General features: G+C 43.3%; 12 protein-coding genes and 1 riboswitch. Of the genes, 9 read left to right on the forward strand and 3 right to left on the reverse strand.

What is annotated here, in order from left to right; genetic code table 11:
• Positions 1–110: 110 nt before the first annotated feature.
• The 6 genes from aguA to GUY17_RS04715 all read left to right on the forward strand — a co-directional run bounded on the left by aguA (position 111) and on the right by GUY17_RS04715 (position 6,199).
• Positions 111–1,223: an agmatine deiminase gene (gene aguA / locus GUY17_RS04690; protein ID WP_162022458.1), complete on the forward strand. Its 1,113-nt coding sequence runs from the start codon at positions 111–113 to the stop codon at positions 1,221–1,223.
• 95 nt (positions 1,224–1,318) lie between these two features.
• Complete coding sequence (locus tag GUY17_RS04695; protein WP_162022459.1) at positions 1,319–3,022, forward strand: amidase; 1,704 nt, start codon at positions 1,319–1,321, stop codon at positions 3,020–3,022.
• Between the two features lie 326 nt (positions 3,023–3,348).
• Positions 3,349–3,771 carry a thioredoxin TrxC gene (gene trxC, locus GUY17_RS04700; protein WP_162022460.1) on the forward strand — a complete coding sequence of 141 codons (423 nt, stop codon included), beginning with the start codon at positions 3,349–3,351 and terminating at the stop codon, positions 3,769–3,771.
• 241 nt (positions 3,772–4,012) lie between these two features.
• Positions 4,013–4,666, forward strand: a complete 654-nt coding sequence (locus tag GUY17_RS04705) for a DUF6795 domain-containing protein (protein WP_162022461.1) — start codon at positions 4,013–4,015, stop codon at positions 4,664–4,666.
• 42 nt (positions 4,667–4,708) lie between these two features.
• On the forward strand, positions 4,709–5,851 hold the full coding sequence (locus GUY17_RS04710) for a lipase family protein (RefSeq protein WP_162022462.1): 1,143 nt from the start codon (positions 4,709–4,711) through the stop codon (positions 5,849–5,851).
• 69 nt (positions 5,852–5,920) lie between these two features.
• Complete coding sequence (locus tag GUY17_RS04715; protein WP_162022463.1) at positions 5,921–6,199, forward strand: hypothetical protein; 279 nt, start codon at positions 5,921–5,923, stop codon at positions 6,197–6,199.
• Here the strand turns inward: GUY17_RS04715 and GUY17_RS04720 are convergent.
• From GUY17_RS04720 to metH, 3 genes are all read right to left on the reverse strand, one after another.
• A protein-coding gene (locus GUY17_RS04720; protein WP_162022464.1) for an IS3-like element ISShfr6 family transposase occupies positions 6,192–7,369 on the reverse strand; the annotation gives its coding sequence in 2 pieces (ribosomal slippage) (positions 6,192–7,111 and positions 7,111–7,369; 1,179 coding nt in all). The two genes, GUY17_RS04715 and GUY17_RS04720, sit on opposite strands and share 8 nt — an antisense overlap.
• A 362-nt stretch (positions 7,370–7,731) precedes the next feature.
• Positions 7,732–8,241 (reverse strand): DUF6795 domain-containing protein, encoded by a 510-nt coding sequence (locus GUY17_RS04725; protein ID WP_162022465.1) that lies wholly within the window; start codon positions 8,239–8,241, stop codon positions 7,732–7,734.
• Positions 8,242–8,795: 554 nt separating this feature from the next.
• Complete coding sequence (metH, locus tag GUY17_RS04730; RefSeq protein ID WP_162022466.1) at positions 8,796–12,512, reverse strand: methionine synthase; 3,717 nt, start codon at positions 12,510–12,512, stop codon at positions 8,796–8,798.
• A gap of 283 nt (positions 12,513–12,795) precedes the next feature.
• Here metH and GUY17_RS04735 point away from each other — a divergent pair, with 283 nt between their 5' ends.
• From GUY17_RS04735 to GUY17_RS04745, 3 genes are all read left to right on the forward strand, one after another.
• Positions 12,796–13,539, forward strand: a complete 744-nt coding sequence (locus GUY17_RS04735; protein ID WP_162022467.1) for a histidine phosphatase family protein — start codon at positions 12,796–12,798, stop codon at positions 13,537–13,539.
• 170 nt (positions 13,540–13,709) lie between these two features.
• Positions 13,710–13,843: riboswitch (cobalamin riboswitch) on the forward strand.
• Between the two features lie 78 nt (positions 13,844–13,921).
• Positions 13,922–14,731 carry an ABC transporter ATP-binding protein gene (locus GUY17_RS04740; RefSeq protein ID WP_162022468.1) on the forward strand — a complete coding sequence of 270 codons (810 nt, stop codon included), beginning with the start codon at positions 13,922–13,924 and terminating at the stop codon, positions 14,729–14,731.
• Positions 14,724–15,830, forward strand: coding sequence for an iron ABC transporter permease (locus tag GUY17_RS04745; RefSeq protein ID WP_162022469.1), 1,107 nt, complete (start codon positions 14,724–14,726; stop codon positions 15,828–15,830). The genes GUY17_RS04740 and GUY17_RS04745 overlap by 8 nt, the downstream gene beginning before the upstream one ends.
• The last annotated feature ends 34 nt before the right edge of the window (positions 15,831–15,864 follow it).

Raw genomic sequence — 15,864 nt, forward strand, 5'->3', positions numbered from 1 at the left:
TTTATTTGTTTATTTGTTTATTTGATTAATGTTAGGTGTATTTCTATTCTGTCGTCCTATGTTAGGGCGCTCACCCTTATCGTTTTTAAGCATTACTGGAGATAAAATTCATGACAAACGTGAATGTGGATGCCACGCAGTTAACCACTAAACCATCTCAAGATGGTTTTAGCATGCCCGCCGAATGGGCGGCGCAGCAAGCTGTGTGGATGATTTGGCCATATCGTCCTGACAACTGGCGCTCTGCAGGGGCTTATGCTCAGGCAACCTTTGCTAAAGTGGCCGATGCCATTGGTGCTGTTACCCCTGTTTATATGGGGGTACCTAAGGCGTTTTTGGCAGAGGCCAAAACGGTTATGCCTTCTCACGTTACGTTGGTCGAAATAGATAGCAACGATTGCTGGGCTCGTGATACCGGTCCTACTGTAGTGGTCAATGCTAAGGGCGAATGCCGTGGTGTTGACTGGGGCTTTAATGCCTGGGGCGGCGATAACGGTGGTTTGTATTCACCATGGGATAAGGACGAGAAAGTCGCGCAAAAGATGCTAACTCAGCATGGTTTTGAGCGTTATCAGGCTCCGCTTATTCTTGAAGGTGGTTCAATTCATGTCGATGGTGAAGGCACCTGCATGACCACGGCTGAATGTTTACTTAACAGCAACCGCAACCCAGATTTGACTCGTGAACAGATAGAAGCATTACTGGCTGAATATTTAAATGTGCAGCAGTTTATCTGGTTGCCAGACGGCGTATTCATGGATGAGACCGACGGACACATTGATAATATATGCTGTTTTGCTCGTCCAGGCGAAGTGGTTTTACACTGGACTGATGATCAAAGTGATCCGCAGTATCCTCGCTCAAAAGCCGCTTTGGATATTTTGCAAAATACCGTTGATGCACAAGGCCGTAAGTTAACCGTTCATCTAATACCACAGCCTGGTCCTTTGTATTGCACTGAAGAAGAAGCGCAAGGCGTAGTGGAGGGTACAGGTGTTCCACGCACCGCGGGTGAACGCTTAGCGGGTTCTTATGCGAACTTTTTGATTACCAACAATCGCATTGTGTTCCCACTACTCGACCCAGCAACTGACGATATTGCAGCTCAAAAATTGCAAGAAATTTTCCCTGAGTATGACATTGTCGGTGTGCCTGCCCGTGAGATTTTATTAGGTGGCGGTAACATCCATTGCATCACCCAACAGATCCCCTCTGGACAGTAAGTAAAAACCAACGAGAACACAATGACCATTAATGTCACTATTGTTTTAATAAAATTGACTGTCAATACTTTTGGCTTTTAAGAAGAGGTCGTAACATGTTCGAAGTCACTGAGGTTTCTATTGCCGAGCTGCGTGCAGCCCTCGAATCCGGTCGCACCACAGCGGTTGAGTTAGTGAAGTCTTATTTAGCTCGGGTTGAGGTTTACGACGGCCCAGCGACACAGACCAAGCTAAATGCGCTGGTGGTTCACAATCAAGATGCGATTAAGGAAGCTGAAGCTTCTGATGCACGCCGAGCGCGTGGTGAAACGCTGAGTCCACTCGATGGTATTCCTTACACTACGAAGGACAGCTACTTAGTTAAAGGGCTCACTGCGGCTTCTGGTAGTCCAGCGTTTAAGGACTTAATTGCTCAATACGATGCATTTGCCGTTGAGCGCCTGCGCGAAGCGGGTGCCATTTGCTTGGGCAAAACCAACATGCCACCTATGGCCAATGGTGGTATGCAGCGCGGTCATTATGGCCGTGCCGAAAGTCCATACAATGCTAATTATCTTACAGCTCCCTTTGCCTCAGGTTCTTCCAATGGCGCGGGTACTGGTACCGCCGCAAGTTATTCTGCTTTCGGCCTAGCTGAGGAGACATGGTCGAGCGGTCGTGGTCCTGCATCAAACAACGGCCTGTGTGCATATACTCCATCACGCGGTGTTATTTCTGTGCGCGGTAACTGGCCGTTAACACCGACGATGGATGTTGTGGTGCCTTATACTCGTACTATGGCGGATATGCTTGAAGTACTTGACGTTATTGTGGCAGACGACCCTATCACTCGCGGAGATTTATGGCGTCTACAACCTTGGGTTGATATCCCAAAAGCATCAACCGTGCGTCCAGCATCGTATCTGGATCTTGCAGCTCAAGCCGACACGCTTAAAGGCAAGCGTTTTGGGGTGCCGCGCATGTACATTAATAAAGACGAATTGGCTGGCACCAGCGAAAACCCGGGCATTGGCGGCCCGACTGGTCAGCGCATTAATACTCGAGCGTCGGTTATCGACCTTTGGCAAGCTGCACGCAAAGCGCTGGAATCTGCCGGAGCTGAGGTCATTGAAGTGGACTTCCCGCTGGTTTCCAACTGTGAAGGTGACCGACCTGGTGCGCCGACCGTGTTCAATCGCGGCATCGTCACGCCTGAGTTTCTCGAGGATGAGCTGTGGGCACTATCGGGCTGGGCTTTAGATGAATTTTTACGTGCTAACAATGACCCTAAACTCAACAAATTAGCTGACGTTAATGGGCATTTGATTTTCCCGCATGACTTAGGCACTTTGCCAAACCGTGAGGGTGACCTCGCAGCTGGCATGGATGAGTACGTCAATATGGCCAAAAGAGGTCTCAAGTCGTATAACCAAATCGATAGCATACCGGATGGTCTGCGTGGTTTAGAAAAAACGCGAAAATTGGATCTGGAAGACTGGATGGACGAGCTCAAACTTGATGCCGTGCTGTTCCCAACCATGGCTGATGTTGGCCCAGCTGATGCGCATTTAAATCCAGCTTCTGCTGATATCGCTTGGAGCAATGGTATTTGGGTCGCTAACGGCAATCTTGCTATTCGCCACTTAGGTGTACCAACGGTTACTGTGCCGATGGGGACAATGGCCGATATTGGCATGCCAGTAGGGTTAACTTTCGCAGGCCGTGCTTATGACGACAACAACCTACTCAAGTTTGCGGGTGCATTTGAAGCGACAGGCAGCAAGCGCCTGATCCCTACACGCACACCAGCGCTTAGCTGATAAGCACTAAGCACTATAAATTGAAAAACGGGATTGGTTACTGCGCGCCAATCCCGTTTTTTTAACTCAAATGTAGATACATCTTTAACTTATTTTCTATATATCCAGTGGGCGGATCATACACAATTGTCAGCGCGCAGCGAAAAGCTTGCCGTTGAAATTAATCCAGCTTTAAACCTCAATTGAATCCGTTTTTATGGCCAGCGGCCACGACGTTGGTGGCCGCAGGCCATAATATGATAAAAAATTAAAACGATTATTCGTTTAACACATCAACAAGGTTTATGATTAAAGAGTCTCGATAATGAAGTTGATGAGGTCTCATCATGATAATAGCTTGCCCCCATTGCGATACCTTAAATCGCGTACCTGAAGAACGTCTTGAACAACAACCAACCTGTGGAAAGTGTAAACAAAGCCTATTTGTTGGTGAATCGATAGAGTTAACTGTAGCGAATTTTAGCCACCATGCTAATAAATCAGAATTACCGCTGGTGGTCGACTTTTGGGCTAGCTGGTGCGGTCCGTGTAAAAACTTTGCTCCAGTATTTACTCAAGCAGCTAAAAAGTGGGAGCCCAAATTCCGTTTTGGCAAGCTCAACACCGAAGAGCAGCAAGCCCTGGCTGCCCAATTTAATATTCGATCAATTCCAACCCTGATGGTATTTAAGCAAGGCAAGGTTATCGCTCAGCAATCAGGTGCCTTGCCTGCATCATCATTCAACCAATGGCTTGAATCGATTAAGTAAATTTTTATTAGTGCATACTTTTTATATTGTTAATTCATATGTAAAAATAGAATGATGGATTAGTAAATTTGATGTTTTTGGTGCGTTTGTTACACCATATAGGGCTATAGATCACGAAAGGTTTTTTGGCTAAAATTAGGTTCTCAATAAGTAGTAAAGACCAGTTCTATCTCTATTTTACTAACGGATATGGATATGGATATGGATATGGATATGTATCGCTGAGCAAGAGGTTGGGAGGATGTTAAAAAATATTATTGATAAATATCGTTATCTTCTATTGCTTACTGTTTCATTATTTTTATTTGTGGTCGTTTTTATTTCATATGCTTACCCCGAAGGAGATGAAGCTGTGTTTGGATTTTTGAAGCGATATGAGGTTGAGTTATCGGCTCCTGTGAAAGGGCGTATTATCAAGAATGGCATTCCAATTTCGGGTATGGAGATTGTTAGAGAGCTCTCCTATGGTGGCTATGATAAAGGCGAACCGGTTATTGACTATGCATTAACCGATACAAATGGTGAGTTTTCATTTAAAGAGGTTAAAGTTAAATCAAATGCCCCAGGTAATATTTTTGGGCAAGATGCTCGTCTTAGGCAAGAAATTTACATTAAGAAAGATCTTGACGAGATAAAAGATGGGGAAGATAAGTATTACTGGCTTTGGTTTATAAGTAAAAATTGGACTTCAGTACCTTATTTAAATCAGTATTTAATGCAATTAAATGCAGACTTACAAAACAAAGAATTACAATATGAAGTCGATTTAACTCAGTTTGGTTTGAGGTCAAGCCAACCGATAGCTTCTATTTGTTATTGGGAAGGTGAATTGTTTTCTGTTTATTATGGGGAAAATTTAGAAGAAATTAAGAGTTTTGATGATTTAAAAGACTAAATTTATTAATTTAGTCTCGCCTACTTATTTTAAGGATGAAATATGAGTGTTATAGCCCCAAATATAGCTTCTTTGCTAGCGTTGCTAGCTTATGATATTAAGAATCCCTCTGGAAAAATACTTCCAGATAGAAGAGTCAAGAAGCATTTCAAATTTAGTACAGATGATGTTCAGCAAGCATCGTCAGGTGGTTTCTTTTGGCGTGAAACGACAGGCTTTTTGCTTATTGGCCAAGGACATAGTCAGCAACATAAAGGCGACCACGTAATCGCAATACGAGGAACAAATACTTTAGCTGATGCGGTAACCGATATAACCGCCCACTCAAAAAGTAATGATTCAGGTAGCTTAGTTCATACCGGTTTTCAAACAACATTTGAATCTTTTAGAGATGGGTTAGCTGACTATTTAGATAAACCTGAAGTGTTAAATAGTACAGGTATTATCCATTGTGTTGGTCATAGTTTAGGCGGTGCATTAGCAACTTTAGTCGCGAATTGGGTAAAAACTACATATAACAAAACCGTTTACTTATACACTTTTGGCTGTCCTCGAGTTGGGTATAAAGACTTTGCGATTAAAAGTAGCGCTCGCATTGACAAAGTATATCGCTGTGTTCATGGCTCTGACCCTGTCCCTAAAGTTCCTGTTTGGCCTTTCTGCCATGTACATATTAATGGCAGTGAGTATGTGCCTGTGAGAGAGCAGGGCTTAAGCCCTAAAGCCCATAGTATGGAAACAGCACCCGGTTATGTTCATACTACTAACTATGAACAATGGGATGATATGTACAGCCAAGTTGCTGGTTCTATGTATCAGCGAGTCGTTCTTAATTACGAAAATAGATTACAAACGACATATTCTTCACATTGGGCTGATAAAATTGCAGCTGCTTTAATGACACTTATCATTGATGGTGGTGGTACCGGTTTGATTGCGGCAATACAAGCTGGTGGGACAACAATTGCCACTGCTTATGATCTTATGGCAAGATTTGTTTGTGATCTTGCCAATACAGTTGGCTTTGAAGAACAGTTAAAAGGCTTGTTAGGGCATATGATTGTTTTTGCAGGAAAACCTGCTATTACCGTGATTAAGTATACTTTTTCATTCATAAAATGGGTTTTTAACATTACTCTTGATCGTCTTAATAACCAAGCAAGAAATGCAATGAAAAATGTGTAATATGCCTTTAATGATTTTAGCACATATCAACAATTAATCTGAATAGTTGTATTTAGCTGGGGGGAGAGTATGGGATTAATTGTAGGGCCATTGATATTATTTTGGATTTTAGTTGGAATCTATTCATTATCCATTGGGTATGATGTTTTTAGCTATTATTCCTTTTTTCCTAGTGGGATTATAATAGGCTTTGTGACATTGCTTTCGGTTAATTTTTATTTCGTACTCCCACTTGAATTTCTTAAGAAGAAAAAAACACTTGGCGCATTTGAGATACCACTTATGTATTTTGCAAATAAGTTTGCATTTATGTGCTTTTTAGCGGCGATACTTGTGGTGGTCAAGTAATATTGGCCACGGTTTTAGAGTCATTCCAATATAAACGTTCTGACTCATTTGGCGTTAACCCACCATTATATTGATGGGGTCTAGTTTCACTGTAATATCCAGTGATGTAATTTGTGATCGCTTTGTCTGCTTCTGTAAAATTCCCATAGCCACTTGCGGGTACCCATTCAGATTTCAAACTTCTAAAGAAACGCTCCATTGGTGCATTATCCCAACAATTCCCGCGACGACTCATGCTTTGCTCAATCTGAAGACGCCATAATAACTGTCTGAATTTCAAGCTTGTGTAATGTGAACCTTGGTCGCTGTGATATATCACATTCTCAGGTTTCCCCCTTAACTCAAATGCCATTTTCAAGGCTTTAGAGGTCAGCTCGCTGTCAGGCGATAATGACAAAGCCCACCCAACAGGTTTGCGGGAAAATAAGTCTAAAACAACGGCTAAATATGCCCAACGATTACCGACCCAAACATACGTCACATCACCACACCACACTTGATCTGGTTGAGTTACTGCAAACTGTCGATTAAGCGTGTTTGGGATCGCTACATGCTCTTGTGCAGCTTTCCTATAAGAATGCTTAGGTTGCTGACAGCTTAATAATCCAAGCTTTCTCATTAGATTACGGGCTCGATAACGACTGAGATTAATCCCTTTGTTAGTCACTAATTGCGCTATCGTTCGAGCACCGGCAGAGCCATTACTAATACGATGCGCGGCCTTCACTTCACTGCATAAAATTGTAAAATCAGCATCGATATGTTCTTTTCTTTTTAGCCAATATTTATAGCTACTTCGATGCACTTTGAATGCATTACAAATTGTGAGAATAGAGTGGCTCTGCTTGAGTGCGCTGATCAGCGTAAATTGTTCATCGAGTCTGACATCAAGAGAGCGGTAGCCTTTTTTAGAATAAGATTATGCTCCTCAAGACGGGCTACCTGTTTCTTCAGTTCACGGATTTCAATTTGTTCAGGGGTAATGGGAGAGGCTTTTGGCGTGCCACCCTGGCGTTCTAGTTTTAACTGTCTCACCCATTTATCCATGGTTGATTTACCCACGTTCATCGCCTTTGCAGCTTCGATGATGCTATGGTTTTTATCTAGAACTAATTGGGCTGCTTCAAGTTTGAATTCAGCACTAAATGTTTTTCGGGTTGTCGATCTCATGTGTTCACCTAAAGTAATTTACGAGGTAATAATATCACCTCTATTTAGGTGGCCAAAATAACTATGCCACTACATAGCAACTAACGGCGACAATCAGACACAGGAATGCAAAAATCCTAATATATGCTCTATAGGCCATAGATGAAGCAACTCCCTGCTTTTTAATTCAGATGATTATTTTTTAAACGAAGTTATTGTAGAGTGATTCTTTAAGGGTATCTATTATTATAAATGACTATTTTTTATAGTGTAATAATGAAAATGGGTATGTTCTATTTAGCCGATAGGCGTGCATTCGTTATTGCATTTGATTGGATAGCTCACCAACAAAGATTCACTTGATTGATCAACCTTAACGTTATCTAAACTCTTTTCTGTACTTCCAATCGTTCTAATTCTGGCCAGCGACAAATACTAAATACCTTATAGCGCACTACCCCACTAGGGAACCCTTCATCAATGATTTCATTCCTGATGGCTTCATTCGATAAGTCGCAATCTAATTTGGCTAGCCTCTCAGAGAGATAAGATATATGTTTCTCGCCCCTAGATATCGATGCCCAAAGTATTACTTCAGAATACTCATCTTTAGCAGCTTCAATGATGTCTGACTCTTCATTTTCATCCACTTTAATAGTTTGAGATACACGTGTTTCTGCAAAAGGCTTATTTGGATGTGCTGTGCTGTAAATGATTTCAGGAAAGCTAAATTTTCCATCAGCGTCTGTAGTGGTGTAGTCCCATTCTTTTTCTTCCATGACACCAGAGTATTGATAACCTCTTTTTAGCTTAATACCGGCTAGAGGTTTTCCCTCATGGGTTAAGCTACCTATCACTTCAGGAAATACTTCGACATCGACTTTTTTAAACATGCTAAACATTGACTCCTCCGAGTAGCAACTAACGGCGACAATCAGACACAGGAATGCAAAAATCCCAATATATGCTCTATAGGCCATAGATGAAGCAACTCCCTGCTTTGTAATTCAGATGATTATTTTTTAAACGAAGTTATTGTAGAGTGATTCTTTAAGGGTATCTATTATTATAAATGACTATTTTTTATAGTGTAATGATGAAAAGGGTATGTCCAATTGAGATATTTTTATTTTATCCAGCAGTAAATTAAATTGAGAAGATCAAAGACGTTTTAAGTTATTTATTGTAAAAACGACGAAGCTGGATCGCGGCTAAAAAGCATTGCCGGAATAACGCTTGATTTGACCCGTGCAGTATGGAGCCTTTTGACCAAAATCCAAACCAAGTTTGGACATAAAAAAGAGTAACCGTGATGACTCAAGGTTACTCTTTTTTCAGGTTCACTTTTTATTCAGAAGCACTCTTTATTCAGAAGCACTATCTACTCTGGGTCTCTCTCTATTCAGGATCTCTTTCTACTCTTGATCTCATTCTATTCGAAATAAATCTATTCGGGATCATAGTCCAATATCGGTGACAACCACTTCTCTGCTTCTGCCAACGTCATGCCTTTACGCTGGGCATAATCTTCTACCTGATCTTTACCAATATTGGTCACGCCAAAATAGCGAGATTTTGGATGGGCAAAGTACCAGCCTGAAACAGCAGCCGTTGGGTACATGGCAAAGCTTTCGGTGATATTCAAATCAATCGTTTCATCGGGTTTGAGTAAATCCCATAACAAGCCTTTTTCTGTGTGGTCTGGGCATGCTGGATAACCTGGCGCTGGGCGAATGCCTTTATAACGTTCGCGAATTAGCGCTTCGTTATCGAGCACTTCATCTGCGGCATAACCCCAAAACTCTTTACGAACACGTTCGTGCATGCGCTCGGCAAAAGCTTCGGCTAAACGGTCTGCTAAGCATTTAAGCATAATCGCGTTGTAGTCATCGTGATTGGCTTCAAAACGGGCAACATGTTCATCAATCCCGTGTCCCGTCGTTACCGCAAAACCGCCCATATAATCAGCAACGCCTGAATCTTTTGGAGCAACAAAGTCTGATAAACAGAAGTTGTCGTTACCGACGCGTTCAAGCTGCATACGAAGATGATGAGTGGTCATTTCCAATGTGGTGCGGCTTTCATCGGTATACAGTTCAATGTCGTCATGGTTGACGGTATTGGCTGGGAATAAACCGATTACGGCTTTGGCGGTAAGCCATTTTTCAGCAATAATTTGTTTCAGCATGGCTTGGCCATCGGCAAACAATTTAACCGCTTCTTCACCAACGACTTTGTCTTTTAAAATTTCAGGGTAATGACCGTGCAGTTCCCAGCTTCTAAAGAACGGTGTCCAATCGATACGTTCGACTAGGTCTTCTAATGGATAGTCATCAAACACCTGGCGACCTAATACATTAGGCGTGAATGGGGTGTAGTTTTCCCAGTCGTGTTTACAGCGATTGTCACGCGCGGCTTCAATCGACACGATGGTTTTACGCTTGGTTTGCGACAAACGTTTTTCACGCATCATGTCGTATTCTGCGTAGGCTTCGTCGATGGTTGCTTGGCGAGTGGCGTTATTAATCAGCTTAGACACCATAGGTACAGCGCGAGATGCATCGGCAATGTAAATTGCGCCGTGTGGGTAATGCGGTGCTATTTTTACTGCAGTATGAATTTTAGAGCAGGTTGCACCACCGATAATAGCAGGGATGGTTAAGCCTTCACGGTGGAAGGTTTTCACGTTGTGAACCATTTCATCCAAGCTTGGCGTGATTAAACCTGACATGCCGATGATGTCGATATTATGCTCTTTTACTGCATCGAGAATTTTATCGACAGATACCATGACCCCAAGATCGACCACTTCGTAGCCGTTACAGGCAAGTACTACTCCAACAATATTTTTACCGATGTCATGCACATCACCTTTTACGGTGACCATTAAAATTCGGCCGTTTGACTGGCCAGCAACCTTTTCAAGCTCAATATATGGGTTTAGGTAAGCGACGGCTTTTTTCATTACTCGTGCCGATTTGACCACTTGCGGTAAGAACATTTTGCCAGCACCAAATAAGTCGCCGACCACGTTCATGCCGTCCATCAGCGGTCCTTCAATAACATCGAGCGGGCGCACGGCTTCTTGACGAGCAGCTTCGGTGTCTTCATCAATAAATTCGGTAATGCCTTTAACCAATGCGTGCGATAAACGTTTGGATACCGGCCAGCTGCGCCAAGCTAAATCTTCTTTTTTGGCCACTTGTGAGCCATCGCCTCTAAAGCTTTCTGCGATGTCGAGTAGCTGCTCGGTGTTGTTTGAGTCGGCTACCGGACATGGTAAGTTTTGAACTACGTTTTCAACCCGTTTTTTCAGCTCTGGTTCAATATCATCGTATATGGCTAACTGACCAGCGTTAACAATACCCATGTCCATGCCGGCTTGAATGGCATGGTATAAAAACACCGCGTGAATAGCTTCGCGTACTGGGTTGTTACCGCGGAACGAGAATGACACGTTAGACACGCCGCCTGAGATCATTGCGTGTGGCAAGGTGGCTTTGATGTCTTTTATCGATTCGATAAAGTCGACTGCATAGTTGTCGTGTTCATCAATACCGGTGGCAATGGCGAAAATGTTAGGGTCAAAAATAATGTCTTCTGGTGGAAAGCCAACAACATCAACCAAAATGCGATAAGCACGGGTACAGATTTGGGTTTTACGCTCACGTGTATCGGCTTGGCCGTTTTCGTCAAAGGCCATTATAATGGCTGCCGCACCATAGCGTTTTACTAAGGTCGCTTGTTCAATAAATTTGGCTTCGCCTTCTTTCATCGAAATAGAGTTAACAATCGACTTGCCTTGAACGCATTTAAGCCCAGCTTCAATCACTTCCCATTTTGATGAGTCAATCATGATGGGCACGCGGGAGATGTCGGGCTCAGAGGCGATTAAGTTTAAAAACTTCGCCATTGACGCCACGCCATCAAGCATACCTTCGTCCATGTTGACGTCGATAATTTGTGCGCCATTTTCAACCTGCTCGCGCACGACATCTAAGGCTTCTTCAAACTTTTCTTCTTTAATTAAGCGTAAAAACTTAGCCGAACCGGTCACGTTAGCGCGCTCACCGACGTTAACAAATAACGAGTTTTTGTCGATGGTGAGTGGCTCTAGGCCCGATAAACGACACGCCACAGGTATATCTGGTATCTGTCTTGGTTCGTGTCTGAGTACCGCTTCACGAATAGCACTAATGTGTGCGGGTGTACTACCACAACAACCGCCGACAATATTGAGCATGCCTTCTTGCGCCCATTGATTAATGACTTCGGCCATTTCTTCTGGGGTTTCATCGTAGCCACCAAATTCGTTGGGTAAGCCAGCATTTGGGTGGGCAGAGACATAACATTCGGCAATACGTGACAATTCTTCAACGTACGGGCGCAGCTCTTTTGGTCCGAGGGCGCAGTTAAGGCCAATCGATAACGGCTTGATGTGGCGTAAAGAGTTATAAAAGGCTTCGGTGGTTTGGCCGGTTAATGTACGACCAGAGGCGTCAGTAATAGTGCCAGAGATCATAACGGGTAGGCGATCGCCAAGTTGGTCGAATACTTTTTCAATCGCAAATAGGGCAGCTTTGGCGTTTAAAGTATCAAAAATGGTTTCAACCATAATGATATCGGCGCCACCTTCAATTAAAGCCGTGGTTGATTCGACATAAGCGTCGACTAATTGATCGAAACTGACATTACGAAACGCTGGGTCGTTAACGTCTGGACTGATAGAACAGGTACGGTTGGTTGGGCCTAATACACCAGCAACATAACGTGGCGAACCAGTTTGCGCTGCCACTTCGTCGGCAGCTTGGCGGGCGACTCGGGCGCCAGCAAGGTTAATTTCAGCGGCCAGCGACTGCATGTCGTAGTCGGCCATGGCAATGGTGGTGGCGTTAAAGGTGTTAGTTTCAATAATGTCGGCACCGTTTAGCAGGTACTGAGTATGAATATCTTTAATGATTTGCGGTTGGCTGAGTACTAATAAGTCGTTGTTGCCTTTAACATCGCAATGCCAATCTTTAAAACGCTCGCCACGATAATCTTCTTCTTCCAACTTATAGTCTTGGATCATGGTGCCCATGGCGCCATCTAAAATCACAATACGCTGCGCTAACAATGCATTAAGTTGTTTAAGTGTTTGACTGTAAGAAGTCGATTTCGCCATAACAGTTACCTTTTTATCACTATGTTGCTTGATACCTTGATTGAGATAAGCATACCCTTATTTTTACAATAGTAGGGCGATAACATCATTGCTGTGCACAAGTGTTGTAAATAACAGTTATACACAACGGTTGCATTAACCGTTGCAGGCAATTGCCTTGGACAATTACTGCGTACAATGATTATCTTCTAAATGATTATCTTTTAAGATAGTATTTTAGACATATAAACGTATAGACGTCCATAGTACGCGAATTTTTATCACTAGAGCAAGGCTGAATTAAATGAAACAAGCCAAGATAATATTAATGCGCCATGGAGAATGCGAAGGTGGGGCAATATTTCGCGGCCAAACCGATGTAAAGCTCACCGACACTGGGATGACCCAAATGCAGCAAGCGTTTGCTGAACTGCAATATCCAATTAGCCATGTGTTTAGTTCGCCATTGCAACGGTGCCAGCAATTCAGTCGCCCTTTAGCACAGCGATTAACGCTGCCATTAACCACGATACCAGCACTGCAAGAAATTGATTTTGGTGTCTGGGATGGGCAATCGTTTGATGCAATTTATCAGCAAAATCCAGGTAAATTTGATGCTTACTGGCATAACCCATGGTTGGCTGATAGCACGCCTGATAAAGCCGAGTCGGTAAGCGATTTTGCTGCGCGAGTAGAAGCCGGGCTTATGAGCGTGGTTAATGAACTGTGGCGCTCACGTCATCAGCAGCACTCTTGTTTACTGTCTATCGACGAACAACAAGGGCAAAGCTTGCCGCAAACTGCTCAAGCTGTCGATTGTCCCCATGCGTTAGTGGTTACTCACGGTGGGGTGATGCGCTGTTTAATGGGCTATGTGCTTAAGGTTGGCCAATCTAGCGGATTATTCGCTAACCTAGCGATCCCCTATGCTGCTATTATGGTGCTCGATGTCTATTGGCCTGATGATGTTGATAAGGTTGACGCTTTTCAAGCGACAGCAATGAATAGCAATACCGCTGAAGTGAGCTTTACATTACATTGGCCGTAACACTTCATTGGCTGAGCGTTATAACCATAGTGTCATTATTTTTGCGCCATAATTTGCGTAATAATGTTCGTCGTAATTTGCGTAGTCATTAGTGTCACAATTTGCATAGTTATTTGCAAAGTTATCAGCGCCGTAATTTGAATAGTTATTTGCGTCATAATTGTCGTAATAATCTGCGTCGAAACCATAGTGCCTTTCAAGGTATTGGGAATTGGGATAAGCCCAAACTGTACCCGCAACTGTAGATGTACCCATCGAATATGGGGACATAAGTCAGATACCAGCTTTGAATCGCCTCAATATCCATGCCTAAGCGGGTGACTTAGGGGAGTTATTAAATAGATGTTTGTGTTAATTAATTGGACATGGCGGGCTAACGTTCATGTCTGAATCTGTATTAGATGTAAATCATCTTTTTTGGCAAGTCGATAATAAAACGATTCTGGCGGACATTCATTTCAGTTTGCCTAAAGGCCAGATGCTAGGACTAATTGGTCCCAATGGCGCAGGCAAGTCGAGCCTGTTACGCTGCTTATATCGCTATATTGTGCCGACCAGCGGCGATATTGAGATATTTTCTAAACCCATCAGTGAGTATTCCTCTAAGTTGTTAGCGCAGAATATTGCTGTGGTGCAACAAGATACCCCGCATTATTTTGACATGACCACCGAGCAATTAGTGTTGATGGGGCTTACTCCGCATAAAGGCTTGTTTGACTCTAACACAGCCCAAGACCGTGAACGTGTGGTGAGTGCCTTAACCAAAGTTGGATTACAGCAAAAAGCTCAGCAACAATATGAACTGTTATCTGGCGGTGAAAAACAACGTGCCCTAATTGCCCGCGCCATTGTGCAACAGCCGCATATTCTTATTTTAGATGAACCGACCAATCACTTAGATATTCGTTATCAAATTCAAATTCTTGAACTTGTTGCATCTTTAGGCATCAGTGTTATTGCTTCTATACACGATCTGAATTTAGCCAGTGCAATGTGCGATAAATTACTGCTACTCGACCAAGGACGATTAATTGCTAAAGGTACCCCAACAGAAGTGCTAACCGAGCGACAAATTAGTGACGTGTTTGGTGTGTGCTGCGACATTAATCTTCACCCACAACACGGTAAGCCGCTGATCAGTTATTTTTATGGTTACCAACCCAGCCATAAAGGATGCCCCGATCATGATTGATGCATCGCAACGTCGGTATTACGTTTGTTTCAGTCTGTTGGTATTGGCTACACTGCTTACCCCGATATTTGCCGCCAGTTTTGGGGCGGCTAACATTCATCTTAATGACGTATTAATGATATTTAATACCTTATTAGGCGGCAACATGCCGAGTGCGATTGAAGGCAGTGAACATGCGGTGACGATAACCCAACGTATTGTGCTTGAATTACGCTTACCGAGAATTTTGTTGGCCTTTGTGGCTGGCGCAGGGTTGTCTATAGCAGGCAGTGTATTACAAACCGTGACCCGCAACCCGTTGGCCGACCCGTATTTGTTTGGCATTAGCTCCGGGGCGTCATTTGGTGCAGTGCTGGTGGTGTCGTTATTCAGTCAAACCGGTTTGTTTGCCGAAATGTTTTCTGGTGTATTGACTATAGCGCCAAGCTTTACCGCGCAACCTTGGTGGTCTTGGTCGACATTAAGCATACCGATAGGAGCATTCATCGGCGCCAGTTTATCGGTGTTGGTGGTGTTTATTTTGTCGGGACCTGGTCGAAGTAGCCAAGTTGAACGTATGTTGCTGTCTGGTGTAGCAACGTCGTTTCTGTTTGGGGCATTGACTAGCTTGCTGTTGTATTTTTCAACCCCTCAAGCTGCGGCGTCAGTACTGTTTTGGAGTTTAGGCAGTTTTGCTAAAGCCAGTTGGTCTAATCTACTCTTACCCAGTGTGACGGTAGGGGTGAGTTTATTGATTATGTTGGCATTTAGACGGCAAATTATGGCGCTGCAAGCGGGTGATGAAACGGCTCATACGTTAGGAATAAATGTCGCTAAATTGCGCTTAAGTATGCTGTTACTGTGTTCGCTTATTACGGCAATGTTGGTGGCAACTTGTGGTGGCATTGGATTTGTTGGTTTGATGATCCCGCATACGGTTAGGCTATTATTTTCCGGACGTCAGCCGATGATCTTAACCGCGATGTTAGGTGGCTTATTTATGGTGTGGATTGACGTGATAGCACGATGCATTTTATTTAACCAAGAATTGCCAGTCGGCATTATTACTGCTGCACTGGGCAGCGTGTTTTTCTTGTTTATTTTGCGTCAACGCCGTTAAACGCTGAGCTCTTTTTATAAGCACATAGCTAAGC

The sequence above is a fragment of the Shewanella sp. Arc9-LZ genome (genome assembly GCF_010092445.1).
GTDB lineage: Bacteria > Pseudomonadota > Gammaproteobacteria > Enterobacterales > Shewanellaceae > Shewanella.

Bases quoted from the DNA above. Each gene is read 5' to 3' on its own strand.
- aguA (WP_162022458.1), top strand. From the start codon at position 111: ATGACAAACGTGAATGTGGATGCCACGCAGTTAACCACTAAACCATCT.
- GUY17_RS04695 (WP_162022459.1), top strand. From the start codon at position 1,319: ATGTTCGAAGTCACTGAGGTTTCTATTGCCGAGCTGCGTGCAGCCCTC.
- trxC (WP_162022460.1), top strand. From the start codon at position 3,349: ATGATAATAGCTTGCCCCCATTGCGATACCTTAAATCGCGTACCTGAA.
- GUY17_RS04705 (WP_162022461.1), top strand. From the start codon at position 4,013: ATGTTAAAAAATATTATTGATAAATATCGTTATCTTCTATTGCTTACT.
- GUY17_RS04710 (WP_162022462.1), top strand. From the start codon at position 4,709: ATGAGTGTTATAGCCCCAAATATAGCTTCTTTGCTAGCGTTGCTAGCT.
- GUY17_RS04715 (WP_162022463.1), top strand. From the start codon at position 5,921: ATGGGATTAATTGTAGGGCCATTGATATTATTTTGGATTTTAGTTGGA.
- GUY17_RS04725 (WP_162022465.1), bottom strand. From the start codon at position 8,241: ATGTTTAAAAAAGTCGATGTCGAAGTATTTCCTGAAGTGATAGGTAGC.
- metH (WP_162022466.1), bottom strand. From the start codon at position 12,512: ATGGCGAAATCGACTTCTTACAGTCAAACACTTAAACAACTTAATGCA.
- GUY17_RS04735 (WP_162022467.1), top strand. From the start codon at position 12,796: ATGAAACAAGCCAAGATAATATTAATGCGCCATGGAGAATGCGAAGGT.
- GUY17_RS04740 (WP_162022468.1), top strand. From the start codon at position 13,922: ATGTCTGAATCTGTATTAGATGTAAATCATCTTTTTTGGCAAGTCGAT.
- GUY17_RS04745 (WP_162022469.1), top strand. From the start codon at position 14,724: ATGATTGATGCATCGCAACGTCGGTATTACGTTTGTTTCAGTCTGTTG.